At 57.2% G+C, this 19,778-nt stretch carries 20 protein-coding genes and 2 pseudogenes; 7 read left to right on the forward strand and 15 right to left on the reverse strand.

Annotated elements, in window-relative coordinates:
- The 10 genes from ACP8MI_RS08730 to glmS all read right to left on the reverse strand — a co-directional run bounded on the left by ACP8MI_RS08730 (window position 1) and on the right by glmS (window position 9,740).
- The gene (locus tag ACP8MI_RS08730; RefSeq protein WP_018121494.1) at window positions 1-579 is read right to left on the reverse strand and encodes a sigma-70 family RNA polymerase sigma factor; all 579 of its coding nucleotides are present in this window, start codon (window positions 577-579) and stop codon (window positions 1-3) included.
- Between the two features lie 374 nt (window positions 580-953).
- The gene (gene groL, locus ACP8MI_RS08735) at window positions 954-2,576 is read right to left on the reverse strand and encodes a chaperonin GroEL (protein ID WP_018121493.1); all 1,623 of its coding nucleotides are present in this window, start codon (window positions 2,574-2,576) and stop codon (window positions 954-956) included.
- A gap of 16 nt (window positions 2,577-2,592) precedes the next feature.
- Window positions 2,593-2,892: a co-chaperone GroES gene (groES, locus tag ACP8MI_RS08740; RefSeq protein WP_126844147.1), complete on the reverse strand. Its 300-nt coding sequence runs from the start codon at window positions 2,890-2,892 to the stop codon at window positions 2,593-2,595.
- A 188-nt stretch (window positions 2,893-3,080) separates the two neighbouring features.
- Complete coding sequence (tsaD, locus tag ACP8MI_RS08745; protein ID WP_284589565.1) at window positions 3,081-4,202, reverse strand: tRNA (adenosine(37)-N6)-threonylcarbamoyltransferase complex transferase subunit TsaD; 1,122 nt, start codon at window positions 4,200-4,202, stop codon at window positions 3,081-3,083.
- A 9-nt stretch (window positions 4,203-4,211) separates the two neighbouring features.
- A complete protein-coding gene (rimI, locus tag ACP8MI_RS08750) occupies window positions 4,212-4,703 on the reverse strand; it encodes a ribosomal protein S18-alanine N-acetyltransferase (RefSeq protein ID WP_026168073.1) in 492 nt (163 codons plus the stop codon).
- 35 nt (window positions 4,704-4,738) lie between these two features.
- Window positions 4,739-5,515, reverse strand: coding sequence for a tRNA (adenosine(37)-N6)-threonylcarbamoyltransferase complex dimerization subunit type 1 TsaB (gene tsaB, locus ACP8MI_RS08755; protein WP_239211517.1), 777 nt, complete (start codon window positions 5,513-5,515; stop codon window positions 4,739-4,741).
- Between the two features lie 2 nt (window positions 5,516-5,517).
- A complete protein-coding gene (locus ACP8MI_RS08760; protein ID WP_239211515.1) occupies window positions 5,518-5,988 on the reverse strand; it encodes a hypothetical protein in 471 nt (156 codons plus the stop codon).
- A 153-nt stretch (window positions 5,989-6,141) separates the two neighbouring features.
- Window positions 6,142-6,666 (reverse strand): tRNA (adenosine(37)-N6)-threonylcarbamoyltransferase complex ATPase subunit type 1 TsaE, encoded by a 525-nt coding sequence (gene tsaE / locus ACP8MI_RS08765; protein WP_239211513.1) that lies wholly within the window; start codon window positions 6,664-6,666, stop codon window positions 6,142-6,144.
- The gene (gene alr / locus ACP8MI_RS08770) at window positions 6,663-7,775 is read right to left on the reverse strand and encodes an alanine racemase (protein WP_239211512.1); all 1,113 of its coding nucleotides are present in this window, start codon (window positions 7,773-7,775) and stop codon (window positions 6,663-6,665) included. The genes tsaE and alr overlap by 4 nt, the downstream gene beginning before the upstream one ends.
- Before the next feature lie 93 nt (window positions 7,776-7,868).
- Window positions 7,869-9,740 (reverse strand): glutamine--fructose-6-phosphate transaminase (isomerizing), encoded by a 1,872-nt coding sequence (glmS, locus tag ACP8MI_RS08775; RefSeq protein WP_026168070.1) that lies wholly within the window; start codon window positions 9,738-9,740, stop codon window positions 7,869-7,871.
- Window positions 9,741-9,840: 100 nt separating this feature from the next.
- Between glmS and ACP8MI_RS08780 the strand changes: the two genes are divergently transcribed.
- Window positions 9,841-10,680: a dienelactone hydrolase family protein gene (locus ACP8MI_RS08780; RefSeq protein ID WP_039734291.1), complete on the forward strand. Its 840-nt coding sequence runs from the start codon at window positions 9,841-9,843 to the stop codon at window positions 10,678-10,680.
- Window positions 10,681-10,727: 47 nt separating this feature from the next.
- On the opposite strand, the gene ACP8MI_RS08785 is transcribed toward ACP8MI_RS08780, so the two are convergent.
- The 4 genes from ACP8MI_RS08785 to glmM form a co-directional block, all read right to left on the reverse strand.
- On the reverse strand, window positions 10,728-11,030 hold the full coding sequence (locus ACP8MI_RS08785; protein ID WP_018121483.1) for a hypothetical protein: 303 nt from the start codon (window positions 11,028-11,030) through the stop codon (window positions 10,728-10,730).
- Window positions 11,030-12,721 carry a hypothetical protein gene (locus tag ACP8MI_RS08790; protein WP_284589564.1) on the reverse strand — a complete coding sequence of 564 codons (1,692 nt, stop codon included), beginning with the start codon at window positions 12,719-12,721 and terminating at the stop codon, window positions 11,030-11,032. The genes ACP8MI_RS08785 and ACP8MI_RS08790 overlap by 1 nt, the downstream gene beginning before the upstream one ends.
- A complete protein-coding gene (locus tag ACP8MI_RS08795; protein WP_249606035.1) occupies window positions 12,721-13,032 on the reverse strand; it encodes a hypothetical protein in 312 nt (103 codons plus the stop codon). The genes ACP8MI_RS08790 and ACP8MI_RS08795 overlap by 1 nt, the downstream gene beginning before the upstream one ends.
- A gap of 203 nt (window positions 13,033-13,235) precedes the next feature.
- Window positions 13,236-14,579: a phosphoglucosamine mutase gene (gene glmM / locus ACP8MI_RS08800; RefSeq protein ID WP_049150089.1), complete on the reverse strand. Its 1,344-nt coding sequence runs from the start codon at window positions 14,577-14,579 to the stop codon at window positions 13,236-13,238.
- A 111-nt stretch (window positions 14,580-14,690) separates the two neighbouring features.
- On the opposite strand from glmM, the gene ACP8MI_RS08805 reads away from it, so the two are divergent.
- From ACP8MI_RS08805 to ACP8MI_RS08830, 6 genes and pseudogenes are all read left to right on the forward strand, one after another.
- Window positions 14,691-16,070 (forward strand): MFS transporter, encoded by a 1,380-nt coding sequence (locus tag ACP8MI_RS08805; protein WP_249606036.1) that lies wholly within the window; start codon window positions 14,691-14,693, stop codon window positions 16,068-16,070.
- A gap of 301 nt (window positions 16,071-16,371) precedes the next feature.
- A pseudogene (locus ACP8MI_RS08810) lies at window positions 16,372-16,730 on the forward strand (transposase).
- Window positions 16,711-17,175, forward strand: a complete 465-nt coding sequence (locus ACP8MI_RS08815; protein WP_425654294.1) for an IS3 family transposase — start codon at window positions 16,711-16,713, stop codon at window positions 17,173-17,175. Before ACP8MI_RS08810 ends, ACP8MI_RS08815 begins: the two are co-directional and overlap by 20 nt.
- A complete protein-coding gene (locus tag ACP8MI_RS08820; protein WP_488892900.1) occupies window positions 17,157-17,369 on the forward strand; it encodes a hypothetical protein in 213 nt (70 codons plus the stop codon). Before ACP8MI_RS08815 ends, ACP8MI_RS08820 begins: the two co-directional genes overlap by 19 nt.
- Before the next feature lie 40 nt (window positions 17,370-17,409).
- Window positions 17,410-18,813, forward strand: a complete 1,404-nt coding sequence (locus ACP8MI_RS08825; RefSeq protein WP_490290745.1) for an IS30 family transposase — start codon at window positions 17,410-17,412, stop codon at window positions 18,811-18,813.
- A 7-nt stretch (window positions 18,814-18,820) separates the two neighbouring features.
- Window positions 18,821-19,132 (forward strand): annotated as a pseudogene (locus tag ACP8MI_RS08830) (integrase core domain-containing protein); the annotation flags it as partial.
- 68 nt (window positions 19,133-19,200) lie between these two features.
- On the opposite strand, the gene ACP8MI_RS08835 reads toward ACP8MI_RS08830, so the two are convergent.
- A complete protein-coding gene (locus tag ACP8MI_RS08835; protein WP_018121606.1) occupies window positions 19,201-19,581 on the reverse strand; it encodes a hypothetical protein in 381 nt (126 codons plus the stop codon).
- Window positions 19,582-19,778 lie beyond the last annotated feature (197 nt).

Here is a 19,778-nt window from a genome sequence, read left to right on the forward strand (position 1 = left end):
TCACTCCCTTGAATTCTCTTCATCCACACGCTTGCGAAGTTGAGCAAGCGCACGGTGCTGCGCCACCCGCACCGCACCAGGAGTGCTTCCCAGTGCTTGCGCTGTTTCCTCGGCCGTCATACCCACAAATACACGCATGATAATGATGTCCCGAGCTTTGTCATTTAAAGTATCGAGCATCGCGCGAACTGTGTTACAACCATCGGATTCTAATGCAGCATCTTCCGGGCTGGGATTCAGATCCGGCTCTTCCGGCATCTCCTCCGCCGGATGTAAACGGTCCTTACCCATAAAACGGTGTGCGTCGGCAACTTTATTGAAAGCAATACCGTAGACAAAAGCCATGAACGGCCGACCACGGTCGACAAATTTGTCCATCGAATTCGCCACCGCAAGGCAGACTTCTTGGGCAACGTCGTCGGCAGTTGGGGTTTTCCCACCGCCAATGCGGGCGCGACAATAGCGCAGCACCTGCGGGTGGATAATCCGCATGACATGCTGCATGGCGCGGCGATCCCCGTCTATTGCCTGGGGAACCAACCGCGCGAGTTCTTCATCAGAATCGCTCACGTCCCACATCTTTCATTGGCATCACGCTGACGTCACATTCGCGCCACACCGGCAGTGGCTGTAGTCGACGTGATCTATTTCTTGCCGTTTCTTGCTGTTTTTCTTCCGATCTATCTTATAACCGCACCAGCACACGTGTTGAATTCAGACCGGAAAATTCGCTAACTTGTTCGCCCCAAAAAATCGTGGCCAGTGCGCGGAGATAACATAACCGCCGGAAGCACCAGATAATTTTCTAGTACTCCCGGCGGCTTTCTCGTCATACGCACCCAACAGCGCTCACGCTATTTAGCATTCGCACTGTTTAGGGGCCACGGCACGACCGGCCTTTACCCGGCCATCACACAGAACGCTGTGTTATTAGCAGGCCGATTCGCGGCGCCTTAGTGATGATGGTGATGGCCGTGGCCGCCCTCGGAATCGTCAGATTCCGCAGGCTTGTCGACGACCGAAGCCTCGGTGGTCAGCACCATGCGGGCAACCGAGGAGGCGTTAACCACAGCGGAGTGCGCGACCTTGACCGGGTCGATAATACCGTTGTCGATCAAGTTGCCGTATTCCAGGTTGGCGGCATTGAAGCCTTCACCATTGGCCATCTCCGCGATGCGGGAAACAACCACGGCGCCATCCTCACCAGCATTGTGGGCAATCCAGAACGCTGGCTTGGTCAGAGCACGCGCAACCGATTCGACACCCACGCGGGCTTCGCCCTCGAACTGTTCTGCATAAGACTTCAACGTCTCGGCGATCTGCACCAGCGCGGAACCGCCGCCGGCGATCACGCCTTCCTCAACCGCAGCGCGGGCAGCGTTGATTGCGTCTTCGACGCGTAGCTTACGCTCGTTAACCTCGGTCTCGGTAGCAGCGCCAATACGGATGACAGCCACGCCACCGGACAGTTTTGCCAGGCGCTCTTCGGCCTTTTCCTTGTCCCAGGTGGAATCGGTGGATTCGATCTCACGGCGGATCTTCTCGCGACGCTCCTCCAAAGCAGCATCGGAACCGGCGCCGTCGACAAGCACGGTCTCGTCCTTCTCGACGGTGACGCGACGAGCCGAACCCAGCACTTCCAGGCCAGCCTCATGCAGGTTAACACCGATTTCTGGGTCAATCACGGTAGCATCGGTGACCACTGCCAAGTCATCCATGAACGCTTTGCGACGATCACCAAAATACGGTGCCTTGACGGCAGCGACCTTCAGCGTCTTGCGGATAGCGTTGACCACCAGCGCCTGCAGGGCTTCGCCCTCGACATCTTCGGCGACGATCAGCACCGGCTTGCCAGCCTCAGCGATCTTTTCCAGCAACGGCAAGAAATCCGGCAAGGAAGAAATCTTGTTGCGCACCAGCAGCACATATGGATCATCCAAGACGGCCTGCTGAGTTTCCTGATCCGTCACGAAATACGGCGACAAGAATCCCTTATCGAACGCCACACCTTCGGTGACCTCAACAGACGATTCCATGGACTGCGATTCTTCCACGGTGACAACGCCGTCTTTGCCGACCTTATCCATCGCACCAGCGACCATGTCGCCAACTTCGCTGTCACGCGAGGACACTGTTGCAACCTGGGCAATTTCAGCACTGGAGTTAACCTGGGTGGCGCGCGCCTTCAGCTCTTCCACGGTCTTTTCTGCAGCCGCAGCGATACCGCGGTTGAGCTCTACTGGGTTCGCACCAGATGCCACATTGCGCAGGCCCTCAAAGATCAGGGCCTGTGCCAGCAGCGTGGCGGTGGTGGTGCCGTCACCTGCAACGTCGTTGGTTTTTACCGCAACGGATTTCACCAGCTGCGCACCGAGGTTCTCGAAAGGCTCAGACAGATCAATATCGCGGGCGATGGTCACACCGTCGTTGGTAACCAGTGGCCCGCCGAAAGCCTTATCCAGCACGACATTGCGGCCACGCGGGCCGAGGGTGACCTTAACGGTATCGGCGAGCGTGTCGACGCCTGCTTGCAGGTGCTCACGCGCCTGTTGATCAAAAGCAATGAGTTTTGCCATAGCGGCTTACTCCCCCTTACTTTTCGATGACTGCCAGCAGGTCACGAGCCGAAAGCAGCAGGTATTCCTGGCCGTCGTACTTCAACTCAGTGCCGCCGAACTTGGAGAAGATGACGGTGTCACCCTCGTTGACATCTGGCTTCACGCGCTCACCTTTGTCGTCGGTGCGGCCTGGGCCAACAGCGATGACGGTGGCTTCCTGTGGCTTTTCCTTAGCAGAATCCGGAATAACCAGGCCGGATGCCGTGGTGGTTTCTGCTTCTTTGATCTGCACCAGAACTTTGTCTTCGAGCGGTTTGATGTTTGCCACGATGATTCCTTTCGTGAAATCAGGTCCGATGCGTGCGATCATCTATGTGACCAGCACGCGAAGCTGTTATGTGCCGGTTGTGGATGTCCAGCACAGCCGTCGTCGCGGGTGAACAACTGTGGGTCAAACAACCTATTAGCACTCTACCTACCTGGGTGCTAAGTGACAACTATCTTGAGCGTAGTGTTAGCAACTTACCGCTCGCTTGTCGACGGCGAGTCTGTACCCAATTCCAGAGCCGGATCCGTCGCTATATCCCAACTTGCAGGCTTTGCACCGTGCGCAATCTGCTGGGCTGCCGCAGCGGCGATCATCAAACCGTTATCCGTGCAATATTCAAACCGCGGGATGCGCAGGGTGATGCCCGCAGAATCACAACGGCGTTGCGCCAACTCGCGCAACCGGGAATTCGCAACCACGCCGCCGCCCAGCAACAACGTGGAAGCTCCGGTGTCTTTACACGCCATGACCGCCTTTTTCGTCAGCACATCACAGACGGCTTCTTGAAACGAGGCACATAAATCTTCCGCATTAATCGATTCGCCATTACGCTCGGCTTTTTCGACAAAGCGCGCGACGGAGGTCTTAACGCCGGAAAACGAAAAGTCAAAGCGGTGCTCGCCGCGCAAGTCTTCTGCACGGGACAACCCGCGAGGGAAATCGACCGTGACCTGCCCTTTCCGAGCCAGTTTGTCGATCAACGGCCCGCCGGGATAGCCCAAGCCAAGCAACCGGGAGACCTTGTCATACGCCTCACCGGCGGCGTCGTCCAGCGTCGCACCCAATTCCCGGTACTGCTGGTTCGCATCATCGACCTCCAGCAACGAGGTATGACCGCCAGATACCAGCAAGGCCACGGCGTGCGGAAGTGGTTCGCCTTCTAGATTCGCTACCGCAACATGACCAGCCAGGTGGTTCACGCCATAAAACGGCACGTCCCAGCCAGCGGCATAGGCTTTAGCACCTGCGACACCAACCAACAACGCGCCCGCCAGCCCAGGGCCTATCGTGGCAGCGACGGCATCGGGCTTGTCGATTCCGGCCTCGTCCAATGCTTGCTGCATCACCTGTGGCAGCGCCTCTAGGTGCGCGCGCGAGGCGATCTCTGGCACCACGCCACCGAAACGCGCATGCTGCTCCATGGAACTTGCCACCACATTGGCCAGCACCTCGATCCGGGGTTGGGTGTTGTGTGTTTGCCCGTCGGCACCGCTGTTACTGTTGGCCTCCGCACCCGCAGCAAATTCCTCGGTGTGCAGGCGGACGATGCCAACTCCGGTCTCATCACACGAAGATTCGATTCCAGCAATGATCATTGTGCGTCCTTAATGAGTGGTATCCAAGGCTGGCCGACGCATCGTATAGGCATCACCGCCACCCAGGTAGTAATTTTTCCGGAGCCCGAGATTCTCGAATCCATAGGCGCGATACATCGCAATGGCAGGTTCGTTATCGGTGCGTACTTCAAGAAAAATTGGCGCCCCGGTGCGGTCAGCAACGTAACAAAAATTATCCATGAGCATCCGAGCCACACCACGACGTTGCGCGCGTGGATCGACACCAATGGTATGAATTTCAAATTCCGGATCATTCTTCGGGCCTAGCTGCGCCAACCCGGCGTAACCGACCAACACGCGCGCTGCAGGTTTGCCCGGCTCTGGGCTACCCACTGCTTCTACCCCGAGATAAAACGTATGCGCAGCGGCAAATTCCGCGCGGAATTCTGCTTCGGACCACGGTCCTTCATCCGCAAATAACTCGGTTTCTAATTGCGCACACCGATGCGCGTCGGCAGCACCAAGTTCACGCAAGTGCAGCTGGTCTATATCCAGCGGGTTGGTTACAGAAGCCATCAGTTTTCTGCCCACCGCAACGCCGCAGACACCGGCTTGGCGGCTGGTTCTTTCGCATCCGGACGGCGCAAATACAGCGGAGTGAGTGGTTGTGGTACCGCCGCAAAATCCGCAACTGCCACGAGACCACGTGCACTGGGAACCGCCGGAGTGGCTTCGCCTGCTGCTAGCTTTTGCAATTTCTCCGGCAGACGCTGGGCGATTGCCGGGTGAGCAACCACCCGGTCCACATCCGGCTGCAAGGTTTCCGCTGGGCCGACATCCGGGCCTGCCACACGGCGGTTGCCAGAGTAGGTGGCCCAATATGTCTCCCGACGACGCGCGTCAGTAGCAACCAAGACGTTGCCGGAAGGCTCTCCCGTCGTAGCACCAGCGGCATCCAGCGTGTCCGTGGAATTCAGCGCATCTGTAGTGTCCAGCGTGTCCGTGGCATGCAGTGCACGCCAAGCAATCGCGTCATGCGAACACACCCCATACACCGGAATACCCAAAGCATGCCCCAGGCCAGAAGCCGTAGCCATCCCCACACGCAAACCACTGAACGGCCCCGGGCCGCAGCCGACAACCACCGCGGCGAGCTCACTGAGCTTGGTACCAGTAGATTCCAACAACTCGAAGACCGTCGGCATGAGCAGCTCGTTGTGCGCACGCGTGTTCTCCACGGTGTTCTCGGTAGCGGCAACCGTGCCGTCGGCAAGCGTGTGTACTACGCCCGTCACCAGCGTGGGCGTCGAGGTATCAATGGTGAGAACCGGGCTGGGGAAACTAGCAGACATAATTAACCAATGAAGTTCCAGGTGCCTTCTTCATCTTGTTCCAAGTGGATGATGGCTTGCGTCTGGAATGGGCCCTGCAACGGAATGGTGCAGAGATTGACGTTGTGGATGGACATCTTCTCCACGTGGTATTCGCCAGTCTCTTTCGCCAACAGCAGGTAGTTATCGTGCTTGTCGATCTCCTCATTGACCAGGTTGAAATCCGCAGGGTTCAAGCCACTAGCGAGCAATTCCCGCTCCGTGACACCTGGGCACACGAAAGTACCGGCAACCCATTCCTCACCAAAGAGATCAGCTGGCGAAATACCAGTCGTCGACAGGCCCTGCTGGTCCACCTTGTGCAACGTGCCAGCAAAAGACTCCTTCGGCGCGGAATCGTCCTGTGCAATCGCAGCTGCCCCGACCATTGTGGCCAAGACAAGGCAAAACAGCGCGACGATGGTACCGATGATGGCTCCGCCGTTTTTCGGCATACAAGCTCCTTCAAAAAAAATAAAAGACAGACATGGGAGTCTGGCGTGCAGTCTGCTTCAAGGATAGCGCGTGGCCGTCACACTTCACGAACGAGGTTTTCCGGTGGTGTTCCAGCGCTAGTGTTCTGCCGGTCGCCAGTGTTCAGGCGGTCGTTAATGCTCAGCCCAGCGCCAGGTGATAATGCGGGTTTCCGATTCCGGGTCCTGTGCCGCGAGAGTTTCCCGGTCCAACTCCACCAACAAATAACGCCGCGTCAGCGCTTCCACCAAGCCTGCACCCCATTCCGCGACGACGACGGAGGTGTCCAAATCAGTATCAAGATCGAGTGCATCCAGCTCGCCCCAAGGATCGGCTGCGGACTCACCGAGCAATCGATAAGCATCAACATGCACCAAATCGGGGGCATCGGCACGGCGCGCCCGGTGCACACGCGCGATCGTAAACGTCGGGCTGGTCACCCGGCCGCGCACATCCATCCCCTTCGCAATGCCTTGGGTCAGCGTGGTTTTTCCAGCGCCGAGCCCGCCGGACAAAATCACCACGTCACCGGCAGCAAGCGTGGCACCCAGTTGCGCCCCAAACTCACGGGTGGCATCGGCGGTGGCGAGTTCTATCGAGCCCGGCTGCTCGAATACGTTGCCTGCCTGTGAAAATTCTGGTGTTGCGGAATCGCTCACAACTGCACTCCCCCTTCATACTCCCGCACGGTGCGCCCGCCCGGACGAGTCACGATCTCATAATTAATGGTGCCGGTGGCAGTCGCCAGCTCCGTGGCGGACATGCCGCGCTCGCCAAACAACACGGCCTCGTCGCCCGGTTGCACACCCCATGGATTCTCGCCGAGATCTACCAGAATCTGGTCCATACACACACGGCCGACCTGCCGGTAACGCTTGCCAGAAATTCCCACCTCTAGGTTCCCCTGCACACTACGCGGCAAACCATCAGCGTAGCCGCACGGCACCACCGCCAGGTAGCTGTCCTGTTCTGCACTCCAGGTCAGCCCATACGACGTTGCTTCCCCCATGCTGATCGGCTTCACGTTCAGCACGTTTGCTGCCCACGTCATCGCCGGGCGCAGATCATGCTCGTAGCCGTCGGCAGGCTCCAAACCATAACAGGCAATACCCGGGCGCACCTGCTGACAATGTGCGTCAGGGAATTCCAAAGTAGCCGCCGAATTAGCAATATGGTTGACCGGGACCTCCAGCCCGGCCGCACGTGCCTGCGCAATCGCATCACGGAACTGCTCCAGCTGCGCGGCATTCGCGGGATTGTCCGGCTCGTCCGCGCACGCCAGGTGCGACATCAACCCGCGCACCGTCAAATGAGGCGCAGTTTTTGCAAGCGCAAAAGCCTGGTGCCAATCCACTGGCTCAATGCCGTTGCGGTGCATCCCGGTTTCTACCTTCAGCGTGATCGTCGCCGGGATGTTGGCGTCGGCAAGCAACCGTAAATGTGACAACGACGACGCCACCAACTGGATATCGTCGGCAAGAGCTTCTGCCACCTGGACTGCTGCATCCGGGCTGGCTGCATCCCACAACCACGCCATGATCGGCAATTCGGTTCCGAGCTCGCGCAACCGCCTGGCCTCAGCAATCGTGGCCACACCAAAAAGATCGGCACCAGCTTTTTCCATCACCGGGACCACGCGCTCCACACCATGCCCATAAGCATCAGCCTTGACGACGCACATCAGCTGCGCTTGCCCCGCCGCACGCTTCAGCACACGGACATTGTGGGCAATGGCATCCAAATCGATGCGAGTGCGCAGCATATTCATGCGTTCTGCCTTGCTCTTTTCGACGACGGCGGGTTAGTTGGCTCCGGGTAATTTAACTCCGGGTGATGCGGCCCAGAATACTGCGGCCCAGATTTACTCCACGGTGACGGATTTTGCCAGGTTCCGCGGCTGGTCAACATCGTAGCCCTTGGCCTCGGCGACCGCGCAGGCGAAAATCTGCAGCGGTACCGTCGCCAGCAGCGGCTGCATCAGGGTCGGCGACTGCGGAATGCGGATGATGTGGTTGGCGTAATCCTCAACTGCAGTATCGCCTTCTTCGGCGATCACGATGGTTACCGCACCACGAGCACGGATTTCCTGGATATTCGAGACCACCTTGGAGTGCAGCACGTCGCGGCCGCGTGGCGATGGCACGATGACAAACACCGGCTGGCCTTCTTCTACCAAAGCGATCGGGCCATGCTTGAGCTCACCGGCAGCAAAGCCTTCCGAGTGCAAGTAGGCGATCTCTTTCAGCTTCAGCGCGCCCTCGAGCGCCACGGGGAATCCGACGTGACGGCCCAAGAACAGCACGGTGCGAGCGTCGTGCATCTTGTTCGCAATGGCCTTGACATCATCTTCGCTGTCGATAACCTGCTGGATCTTCTCCGGCATCTGACGCAGCTCATTGAGCACGGCGTGCACCTCGTCGGAGAACATATTGCCGCGCAGCTGCGCCAGGTACAGGCCAAACAGGTAGGTCGCGGCTATCTTTGCCAGGAAGGCCTTGGTGGAAGCCACCGCGATTTCCGGGCCAGCGTGGGTATAGAGCGCGGCATCGGATTCTCGCGGGATCGAAGAACCACGGGTATTCGAGATCGCGATGACCTTGGCACCCTGTTGGCGCGCGTGGCGCACCGCCATGAGCGTGTCCATGGTTTCTCCCGACTGCGACAACGCCACTACCAGCGTCTTTTCGTTGACAATCGGGTCGCGGTAGCGGAATTCATGGGCCAGTTCCACCTCGGTAGGGATACGGCACCAGTGCTCGATGGCATAACGCGCAACGTGGCCTGCATAGGCGGCGGTACCGCAGGCAATGACGATGATCTTGTCGACGGATTTCAGGATCGATTCATCAATCCGGACCTCGTCCAACTTAAGCTGACCATTTTCGTCGAAACGCCCCATCAGGGTATCGCGGACTGCGGCAGGCTGGTCATGGATTTCTTTGTCCATGAATGAGGCATAGCCGCCCTTTTCTGCGGATTCTGCATCCCATTCGACCTTGAATTCGCGCGGCTCGACGACGTTGCCGTCATAATCAGTGATCTCGATGTCATCAGCGGTGACGGTCACGACCTGGTCATTGTCAATGATCACGGCATCTTTGGAGTAATCAATGAAGCCGGAGACATCCGAGCCCAGGAAATTCTCGCCTTCCCCACGACCGATCAACAGTGGCGAATCGCGACGGGCAGCCACGATGCGGTCCGGCTGATCAGCATGGATTGCCAACAGGGTAAAAGCGCCCTCGAAACGGCTGGCGGTACGGCGCATAGCCTCTGCCAAGTCACCGTTCGATTCGGTAGCGAAAACGTCGGCAAGCAGGGTCCCTGCGACCTCAGTATCCGTATCGGAAACGAAGTTGTAGCCCTTATCTTTCAGTTCGCGCTTGATCTCTGCAAAGTTTTCCACGATGCCGTTGTGTACGACGGCGACTTTGCCATTACCGACCACGTGCGGGTGGGCGTTGACATCACTCGGCCCACCATGGGTAGCCCAGCGGGTGTGGCCAATGCCCAGGACAGAGTCCGGCAGTGGGCGTTTGTTCAATTCTTCCTTCAGCGAAGCAACCTTGCCGGCTTTTTTGCGCCACGCGATTTGGTCATCAGCATAGACCGCGACACCAGCGGAATCATAGCCGCGGTATTCCAGGCGGGATAGGCCTTCCATCACCACGTCTAGAGCATAAAAGTCACGGTCAGCGCCGGGGTGTCCCACATATCCAACGATTCCACACATGAGCTGGATACTACATTACGCAGAAAAATCGTGATGGGGCGCCTCTTAGTCGTCTTAGTCGTCGTCGCTATACAGGACGCTATACATTAGGCTGTTCTGTGTGAGTCTTAAAAAGCAGCTAGCAAACGTGTCCAAGCGCGGCCCGCACCGTGTGCTGGTCGGTGATTTAGATTATGCCGGCTTGCCCGGCAAGGTATATGCCCCGGCCGAAGGCAACTCTCTGCCTGCCGTTGCTTTTGGGCATGACTGGCGAATTTCGTTGAAGCACTACCGCCATACCCTGCGGCACTTGGCTAGCTGGGGCATCGTGGTGGTCGCACCTGAAACCGAAATGGGGCTGTGGCCAGACCACCGCGACTTCGCTTCCGACCTAGAGACTTCGTTGCAGATTGCCGCTGGCGTGAAACTGGGGCAAGGCAATATCACCGTCAGCCCAAACAAATTGGGTGTCATCGGCCATGGCATGGGTGGTGGTGCCGCCGTGCTTGCCGCCTTGGAAAATGAAAAAGTGCAGTGCGTCGCCGCACTCTACCCTGCACAGACTTCGCCTTCTTCGCAGGATGCGGCAAAACATATAGACAAACCAGGCCTGATCATCGGCCCAGAGGATGCCGATATTTTCTCTGCCGGTAACCCACCACAGATGGCGCAGAACTGGAAAGGGCCAGTGTGCTACCGCGCAGTTGATAACGGGAAGCAAGCGACGTTTAGCGAAGACACTGTGCGGAAGTTCTTCCTTGGCATCGGCGTGGGTAAAGCTTCTGCTGTTGAAACTGCACGTGGCCTGGTCACTGGTTTCTTGCTGCACCAGCTCAACGGTGACAAGCACTACGCTGATTTTTCTGATCCAGAAGCCGAGGGTAAAGGTTTTAGCAGTGCGACCGGCAACGAATTGGAAGAACAGCAAAAACCCTCCGGCCTGCTGGGCAAATTCGTCTAGGGCGACTGCACACTCGCTTTTAATCCGGGGCTTTTAATCTGGGCCTTTTAATCTGGGCCACGGCGTAACACCGACTTTACTTGCCGCGGCCGACTAGCCCGAGAAATATCTCGTAATTGACTCACCCCGGCGCTCCGGGCATGAGCCGGTCGCGCCGATGCACCACGCTGCTGCTGTGGTTCTGCGGCTTGCTGACTTGATTCTGAAGCGCGCTGGCCTGTCTGCTTTTGAGCTTGCTGCTCTGCTTGTTTTTCTAATTCCTGCTGGGCTTTTTCTAACTTGCTTTCGAATTCCAGCAGGCGCTTCGCTGTGCGCTCCCGGAATTTTTCTGCGAACTCTTCAAATTCCATTACCACTGTCCCATCCTGTGTGTATTTCCGGAAGCTTTCTCTGCCTCTGCCCCTGTCTCGGCCTCATGAGTCGTGTTTTCTCCACCATCATGCTCAGGACTAGCCGGTTGCTCGGGCTGAGCAGGTGCTGGTTCCGGCTGCGGAGCTTCCGGCTGAGCTGCTTGCATCGGTTCTGGTGCAGACTCTGGCTGCGGCTCCGGTGCTACCTGTGCCGGGCCAGAGTGGAACTGCTTTTTATCCACGGAATGTTCCGGCATGGGTTTTTCAATGACCTCGTCCTCTGGAACTGGTGCAGGCTCTGGTTCCGGGGCTGGCTCAGGTTCTGGTTCGGGAGCCGGTTTTTCCACTGGCTCTGGGACCGTCTTTTCCTCCGGTGGACAATCTGGTTCAGGTTCCGGTGCTGGTTGCTGCTCTGGCACCGACTTTTCTTCTGGTGGGCAATCTGGCTCCTGTTCCGGTGCCGGTTGCTGCTCTGGTGGACATTCTGGCTCTGCAGGCTGCGGTGCTGGCTGCGGTACTGGCTCAGGTTGTGGAGGTTGACAATTCAACTGCTCCCAACACTCAGCTGCAGTCTCCTGCACCAACTGCGCACCCACCATTGCCATGCCTAGGCCCGCCCGCGCGATTTGACCCACGCACGATTTAGCTACATCGCAACCAAGCTGCACCGAGCTCGCCATCTGCGTTCGCGGTGTCATATCCGGAAGCTCTGGTTCTGGCAACGACGTTTCAGGCGATGGTGGTTCGGGCATAGCTTTTTGTGGTGTCCCAGGTTCGTTTATTTCACCTGGCGGACACGGTTCCGCCACCAGCTTTTCTGCCCCTGGCTTAGTGAAATTTGGCTTTTCTGCCACCGGTGTAGTCTGCGAACTAGCTTCTCCAAACTTGGCTTGTGTTTGCGACTGTGGCTGAGACTGAGGCTGTGACGGTGGCTGTGGGTGAGCGGACTCATTCGCAGGCAGCGGCCCACCCACCGGCTTTTCCACACCCGGTGGACACTCAACCGGTTTGTCCCCGCCACCTTGTCCATCGCCTGAAGCATCGGGTACGTGCTCTGGTGGATCCACCAATTCTTTGTCACAGAGTTGCTCGCACCGACGCAAAAATTCTTCATAACAGCCACAAATGGCGTCGTCACGATCACCAACCGTGCGCATGAAGTTCGACACCGCCGGTTCAATCACCATGCTCGCCAGCGTGCCCACCATGCCAGTAAACCGCATAATCGGGTGCACACGCACCAACCGTGTTACCAACTGTACGATCGGGATCGCCGAACCCAAAATCTCGCTGAGACCAATCTCCGAGCTATCACGAATATCATCCACGGCACGACCGCAAGCTTGGGCACCATCAGCAAATTCTTGGCCCGCCACTTGATCTTCTTCATGATCACGCTGGAAACGGCGCAGCACTGCTTCCATCCCACCGCCGGCAAGCTGCATCCCAGGACCAGACGACAAGATATCCAGGACAAAGCCGAAGCCATCGCCCTTATCGCGTCGCGCACCAGAAGCCGCCGAAGATTGCGCAATAAGCTGCGCAGAATCCAACCCGTCCACACGGCCAGCGGCTTCCCGCATGGTCTCGATGACTCCCGCTGGCGGCAGGTAACTGCCACCGGAGACAACAGCGAGTTCGGCCAAGCACTGCTGAAAATCATTTAATAAGCGGTTGATTGCGATACTCATCAAACCCGCCCAACCTGCTGCGCGCCGAACGACGCCGCATTGTGATCATCACGGACGCAGAAACTATCGCATTCTGTAATCCCCGATTGTGCAGTCTGTTGACGTCGCTGGATCCGTGCACTGCCCTGGGAATGCACTGCTTCTAGTGCTGCGGCAATGCGCGCGCCGTAATGGCTAAACCCCTGCCCAGCAGCGTGGGCTGGATACACCGGCCGGTCGGCAGCATGCGCATGCTGGTGCGCATCATCAGCTTGCACTACGTGGCGGAATCCCTCGCGCAATGCCGCATAATCAAAATCGACATCGGACATGAAAAACCGCACCTCCTTTTCTCCACTGCGTATTCAGAGCCAATCTTCATGAGTTTTCGGCTCCTGGAAACGAGAAGAATCGTCACACGTTTTCTCTCGCCCGTATTGGACTATGGATCGAGGGGTGCGGTTCCCGATAAGACAAAATTAAGGCGAAAATTATCCGCCGTACCGGGAATCTGTAGAGAAGTTCGAGAATGAATCTAGACAGCAGAAACCACAGCGGCCAGTTGACCAGCGACCTTCCGCGCAGTTTCTTCTTGTTCGGCTTCTACCATCACGCGGAATAATTCCTCGGTGCCAGAAGGCCGCAACAGCACGCGCCCACCATTGCCCAAATCCTCTTCAGCCTTGGCAATAGCCGCGCGCACGTCGTCGTTGTCCATGATCACGGATTTATCCGAGACCGGAACATTGATCAACACCTGTGGAAGCACGGTCATAACCCCGGCAAGTTCTTGTAAAGACTTGCCGGTTTTCGCCATCTGCGACATCAGCAATAAACCAGTCAGCGTGCCATCACCTGTGGTGCAGTGTTCTGGCAGCACGATATGGCCGGATTGCTCTCCGCCCAAGCTGAAGCCGCCGTCATGCAGCGCTTCCACGACGTAACGGTCGCCTACTTTGGTTTGAATCATCTCAATGTCTTGTTCTTGCATAGCCAGGCTCAGGCCAAGGTTCGACATGACCGTAGCCACCAGCGTGTTGTGGCGCAGATCAGAATCGTTTTTCATGCCGACGGCCAAAATTGCCATGATCTGGTCACCGTCGACGACGTTGCCTTCTGCATCAACGGCCAGGCAGCGGTCGGCATCCCCGTCGTGCGACAAAGCGAGGTCCGCCCCGTATTCCCGCACGGCTGCTTGTGCCTTCTCAATGTGTGTGGATCCGCAGTCATCGTTGATGTTGTAGGCATTGGGAGCGTTATAGATCGCATCAACGCGAGCACCTGCCGCCGCATAGGCTTCCGGGGCAATCTTCGACGCAGCACCATTCGCGCAGTCGACGACGACGTGCAGGCCGGTAAGATCCGTCGAACAGACTTCCTGCAAATGCTTCAGGTAGCGTTCATGCGCATCTGGGGATTCTTCCACCACACGCCCGATGGCAGAACCGGTTGGGCCTGATTCTTCCAGCACATTCATGCGGGCTTCAATTTCGTCTTCCACGTGATCCGGCAGCTTACGCCCACCAGAGGAGAAAAATTTGATGCCATTATCCGGCATCGGGTTGTGCGAAGCAGAAATCATCACGCCCATATCCGCGCCGTAGTCGTCGGTAAGAAACGCCACTGCCGGTGTGGGCAGCACGCCGACGCGCAACACATCCACACCACGGGAAGCCATGCCTGCCGCCATCGCCGCAGCGAGCATTTCTCCGGAAACCCGGGGGTCACGGCCAATGATGGCGGTCGGACGGCGCCCTTGCCGGTCGCGTTGTGAAGTCAGTACTTCCGCAGCTGCTGCACCCAAACGAAGAGCCAGCGGAGCTGTGAGCACCTCATTGGCATGGCCACGGACACCATCGGTTCCAAATAGACGAGTCATGCCTTCAATTATGCACCCTTCCCTAATGCGTTTGTTCAGTTGTTCAGTATGCGCGCATCCAGCCAGGATCCCTGTGCAGTACGGGCGTACTGCTGGAGTAGCCTATAAGCCATGAATTCCTCCTCCAGCTCCGCCGGGAGACCTGACCAGGCCGCGGCAGGCACACAGCAGCTCACCCGAAGCCAACGGCTTGATCAACTGCCTTTGACGCGCGCGCACGGAAAATTGCTCGGGGGCACCGGTATCGGTTGGGCACTCGATGCCATGGATGTTGGTCTGATCTCGTTTGTGATGGCCGCCCTCGTCGCCCAGTGGGGGCTATCGCCTGGGCAAGCATCGTGGTTAGGCTCCATCGGGTTTGTGGGGATGGCCATTGGCGCTACGCTCGGCGGATTGCTGGCGGATAAATTTGGCCGACGGCAAGTCTTTGCCGCCACGCTGTTGCTTTATGGCTTGGCGACGGGCGCGTCTGCCCTGGCTGGTTCGCTGGCGGTGTTGATCGTTTTGCGTTTTATCGTCGGAGTCGGTCTGGGTGCGGAACTGCCTGTGGCCTCGACATACGTGGCCGAATTCGCACCGCGTTCTATCCGCGGGCGCATGGTGGTGATCCTGGAAGCTTTCTGGGCCGTGGGCTGGATTCTTGCCGCGGTGATCGGCACATTTGTGGTGGCTTCTGGCGACAACGGGTGGCGTTGGGCACTGGCGTTAGGATGTATCCCAGCCATCTATGGTCTGGTAATCCGCATGGCGCTGCCAGAATCCGTGCGCTACTTGGAAAGCCGCGGGAAAACACGCGAGGCCGAAAAAGTAGTGCAGGAATTTGAAGATTCACCACGGCTGAAATGGCAAGCCAAACGCTTGCCCAAGCGTACCGACGAGGTGCAAGAAACAGCCGGTGTGCGGGGTGGAAAATCCATTTGGTCGCCATCTTTACGATCGCGTACCCGTAACCTATGGATCATCTGGTTCTGCATCAACTTGTCGTATTACGGCGCCTTTATTTGGATTCCGTCACTGCTTCATGAACAAGGCTTTAGCCTGGTGAAATCTTTCGGATTCACACTGATTATCACCCTGGCACAACTTCCCGGATATGCGGTAGCGGCGTGGTTGATTGAGCGCTGGGGCCGACGGGCAACCTTGGCGACGTTTTTAGCGGGTTCTGCAGCAGCAGCTGGGTTGTATGGTTTCAGCTCTACCGAAGCGACGATCATTATCGCTGGATGCTTGCTCAGTTTCTTTAACTTGGGTGCCTGGGGCGCGCTATACGCGATTGGGCCAGAACTCTACCCGACGGCGCTGCGCGGCACAGGAACCGGTGCCGCTGCTGGGTTCGGCCGCCTGGCATCGATCCTAGCTCCGCTGTTGGTGCCGGTTGTTTTGAATCTCGGCGGACAAGGCTTATTATTCGCGGTGTTCGGGGTAAGCTTCGCGATCGCTGCCGTTGCTGCATTCCAACTACCGGAACAAAAAGGTAAGCAACTGCGGTAATGGAATTATATTACCTTGGATAATATGTGGTTCCCCCTGTTAGTCGTAGCGAGTGCAGCAATATTGTCTGGTAGTGCCGCGTATTCTGCAGGGAGACACAACCCGAAGCACCCATCGGTAAAAAGACCATCAAAAATAGGCGTATGTTCATTTTGCCTAGCTACGATTTTTTACCTGATTTCAGCGTTTTACCTCCTCCAAGGACATATGGCGCCCGCAATAGGCCTTGGTTTCGCGGGACTAGTGACTTTTACAATTGGCTACGGCGCGACAAACTGAAGTGTCCCAGGTTTTGTTCCGTTTGGGTAAATGGGAAAATCTTCGAACATGCCCAAAAAATTTGACCAGGAAGCGAAGGACCGAGTCGTCCGCGTGGTAGAAGATCGCATCCTGGCGGAGAATATTTCGATGCAGGAAGCGTGCAAGTTCGTGGCACCGAAACTGGGCGTTTCGTGGCACACAGCTAGGCAATGGACGCAGCAGGCTCGCCGTGATGGTCTTACTCGCGAACACCAGCCAGAAGACTTAGTCGCTGAAGTTGCCAAGCTGCGCCGTGAAAATCAGGAGCTACGAGACACCAACGAATTGCTCAAGGCTGCATCGGCTTTTTCGCATCCGAACTCGACCCAAAACCTCGGTTATGATCCGCTTCATCGATGAGCATCGGAATCGTTTCTCAATCGAGTTCATCTGCCAGACGTTAAACACGCATCGCGAAGGCGGTTTTCTTAGCTCGCGTGGATACCGCCAATCCAAGGCCAGGGGCTTAAGCTCCCGCGCTCTTCGCGACGCTGCCCTTGTAGAGCATTTCCGCGAGGTTCATTCCGAAAGCTACAGCGTCTACGGGGTGCGGAAGAAGTGGCGCGTGCTGCAACACCAGGGCATTGACATTGGACGCGAGCAAACAGCCCGGCTGATGCGCAGTGCAGGTCTGTCCGGCAAGGGCAAAGGTGAGGCACCAATCACAACGCGCAAACCCAAGGGCCCGGATCTTCGCCCTGACTTGGTCAATCGTGAGTTTAAGGCCCTGGCCCTAATCGGCTGTGGGTGGCGGACATTACCTACGTGCGAACCCGGAAAGGCTTTGTGTACACCGCGCTGGTGACCGATGTATTCTCCCGGAGGAGCCTCGGGTGGGCGCTGTCGGATTCGATGCGCACTTCAGGCGCTGCCGTTGCAAGCTCTCAACCAGGCGACCCAAGTGTGCTGAAGAAACAACAGGTTTGGTGCACCATTCTGACCACGGCTCACAAGGTGGATTCAATTGGTTGTCGCAACACCCTGAGCATGGAGGTATGAGAAGGTGGCTACCAAGGACTGGAGTAAGAAGACCAGTGATATGCCGGTGGGGGTGCGGCGTCAGTGGCGTGCGGATCGGGCGTTGCGGCCTGCGATGCGTTCCCCGGATAGGCCGGTTCCGTCACGGGCAGTGCAACGCCAGTTCTGGGGTCTGATCGCGACGGGAATCACCACTGCGCAGGCCGCCCTTCAGGTGGGGGTGTCCGTACCGGTGGGAACGAGGTGGTTCCGTCATGCTGGTGGAATGAGACCGTTAGCTTTGGACGAGCCCTCGGGGCGGTATCTATCGTTTGCTGAACGAGAGGAAATCGCGATCCTGTGGGAGAAACAGACGGGTGTGCGTGAGATCGCTCGACGGATTGGCCGCAATCCGGCGACGATTTCTCGTGAGCTACGGCGTAATGCTGCCACCCGTGGTGGCAAGCAGGTTTATCGGGCAGGGGTGGCCCAGTGGAAAGCTCAGGAAGCCGCTAAGCGTCCCAAACAAGCAAAACTCGTGGATAATCCGCGCCTGCGGGACTATGTTCAGGAGCGTCTTGCTGGGACGGTCCGAGATGAAAACGGGGTCGTCATGGCGGGGCCTGATACGCCTGCGTGGAAGGGCCGGAGCAAACCTCACAGGGCAGACCGACGGTGGTTGACCGCGTGGAGCCCGGAGCAGATATCGCAGCGGTTAAGGATCGACTTCCCTGATGATGAGAGTATGAGAATCTCCCATGAAGCGATCTACCAGGCGCTCTATATCGAGGGGCGCGGGGCGCTGAAGCGTGAACTCGTGGCCGCACTGCGGACTGGGCGGGCCCTGCGTAAACCCCGCGCCCGGTCCAAGAGCAAGCCTGAAGGTCATGTCACCGCCGATGTTGTCATCTCTAACCGGCCCCCGGAAGCCTCGGATCGGGCGGTGCCCGGGCATTGGGAAGGAGACTTGATCATCGGTACCGGCAGGTCAGCGATCGGGACCGTGGTCGAACGCTACAGCCGGTCGATCCTGCTGGTGCACCTGCCCCGGTTGGACGGCTGGGGTGAACAACCAAGGACGAAGAACGGACCTGCCTTGGGTGGGTACGGTGCTGAAGCGATGAACACCGCCCTACAAACCGTGATGAAAGATCTACCGTTACAACTGCGTCAAACGTTGACCTGGGACCGCGGAACCGAGCTCGCTGACCATGCCGCTTTCACTCTAGCCACGGGCACGAAAGTGTTCTTCGCGGACCCACACTCGCCATGGCAACGTCCCACGAATGAGAACAGCAACGGACTCCTACGCCAGTACTTCCCCAAGGGCACCGACCTGTCTCGCTGGAGCGCAGACGACCTCGAAGCGGTGGCCCACACCCTCAACAACAGACCCCGCAAGACCCTCGGCTGGAAGACCCCCGCTGAAGTCTTCGGCGAAGCACTACAATCCCTGAAACAGGCCGGTGTTGCAACCACCGATTGAATCCAAGCAATATGTGAGCATTGTCTACAACGAGCGCTTGGCCGAGCACGGTATCGCAGCGTCCACTGGGACGTTGGGCGACTCCTACGACAATGCTTTGGCTGAGAACGTCAACGGCTCCTACAAGAATGAGCTGATTCATAGGCGAACTTGGGCCGATGTCGTCGACGTGGAAAACGCCACGTTCGAGTGGGTGTCATGGTGGAACGAGACAAGGCTGCATCAAGGCTTGGGATACCGCACCCCGGTCGAGGTGGAAATCGAATTTTGGAAGCAGAACCCGCCACAGGAAATAATAGAAATCAAGGCAAATGCCTAGGAACAAAACCCGGGGCACTTCACCCCACACAAACAACTTGACACGCTCTAATAGTATGACTTATGCAGTTAGCTATTAACTAGCGATATACTAAATACTGCTATCATTCCAAGCACAGCCGTCGTCACTGCGAATAAATTCTGTTCTGGCCCAAGTTGACTAATAATGAAGAACAGAAATGGCGTGCTCACTGTTACAAGCCTTTTCGGCAAAGGCATTTTCTGTGCATTCACCTTTTGATGTGCATACACAAGATTTTTATGAGACAATCTCTCCCATTCGAGCCATAATAAGAGGATGACTATAACCACTAAAAAGCTTGCCATCATGTTTCGATACGTGGCAAAAAATAAAAATAGACCAAAAAGCGAGGATATAACAAATAAAACCAGTATGTATAGTGCCCTCGGAAAAGTAATTTTTTCAGTCGCACGGTTGCCATCAGTCATGAAATCAGATGTCTTTCTGAGAATTCATCAGGTTCTTCCTAGCTTGACGAAATGTTTAACGCGATTTCTCGGTTACCGCCTTTGCCTCCTATCAGTTTAATAGCTATCACGTAGGCCGTCATACCCTTTGGACCTGTCGTCGTTGGCCTCCGCGCTCTAAATAGCAAACAAACCGCCGCCTCCGAAATGGAAGCAGC

The organism is Corynebacterium sp. LaCa_70, from assembly GCF_058182015.1.

Excerpts from the sequence above, each read along its gene's own strand:
- tsaB (WP_239211517.1), bottom strand. The coding sequence starts at position 5,515 with ATGTCTGCTAGTTTCCCCAGCCCGGTTCTCACCATTGATACCTCGACG.
- ACP8MI_RS08815 (WP_425654294.1), top strand. The coding sequence starts at position 16,711 with ATGATCCGCTTCATCGATGAGCATCGGAATCGTTTCTCAATCGAGTTC.
- glmS (WP_026168070.1), bottom strand. The coding sequence starts at position 9,740 with ATGTGTGGAATCGTTGGATATGTGGGACACCCCGGCGCTGACCGTGAC.
- ACP8MI_RS08825 (WP_490290745.1), top strand. The coding sequence starts at position 17,410 with ATGCCGGTGGGGGTGCGGCGTCAGTGGCGTGCGGATCGGGCGTTGCGG.
- ACP8MI_RS08790 (WP_284589564.1), bottom strand. The coding sequence starts at position 12,721 with ATGAGTATCGCAATCAACCGCTTATTAAATGATTTTCAGCAGTGCTTG.
- ACP8MI_RS08805 (WP_249606036.1), top strand. The coding sequence starts at position 14,691 with ATGAATTCCTCCTCCAGCTCCGCCGGGAGACCTGACCAGGCCGCGGCA.
- alr (WP_239211512.1), bottom strand. The coding sequence starts at position 7,775 with ATGAATATGCTGCGCACTCGCATCGATTTGGATGCCATTGCCCACAAT.
- ACP8MI_RS08795 (WP_249606035.1), bottom strand. The coding sequence starts at position 13,032 with ATGTCCGATGTCGATTTTGATTATGCGGCATTGCGCGAGGGATTCCGC.
- ACP8MI_RS08835 (WP_018121606.1), bottom strand. The coding sequence starts at position 19,581 with ATGACTGATGGCAACCGTGCGACTGAAAAAATTACTTTTCCGAGGGCA.
- ACP8MI_RS08785 (WP_018121483.1), bottom strand. The coding sequence starts at position 11,030 with ATGGAATTTGAAGAGTTCGCAGAAAAATTCCGGGAGCGCACAGCGAAG.
- glmM (WP_049150089.1), bottom strand. The coding sequence starts at position 14,579 with ATGACTCGTCTATTTGGAACCGATGGTGTCCGTGGCCATGCCAATGAG.
- tsaD (WP_284589565.1), bottom strand. The coding sequence starts at position 4,202 with ATGATCATTGCTGGAATCGAATCTTCGTGTGATGAGACCGGAGTTGGC.
- ACP8MI_RS08760 (WP_239211515.1), bottom strand. The coding sequence starts at position 5,988 with ATGCCGAAAAACGGCGGAGCCATCATCGGTACCATCGTCGCGCTGTTT.
- ACP8MI_RS08730 (WP_018121494.1), bottom strand. The coding sequence starts at position 579 with ATGTGGGACGTGAGCGATTCTGATGAAGAACTCGCGCGGTTGGTTCCC.
- groL (WP_018121493.1), bottom strand. The coding sequence starts at position 2,576 with ATGGCAAAACTCATTGCTTTTGATCAACAGGCGCGTGAGCACCTGCAA.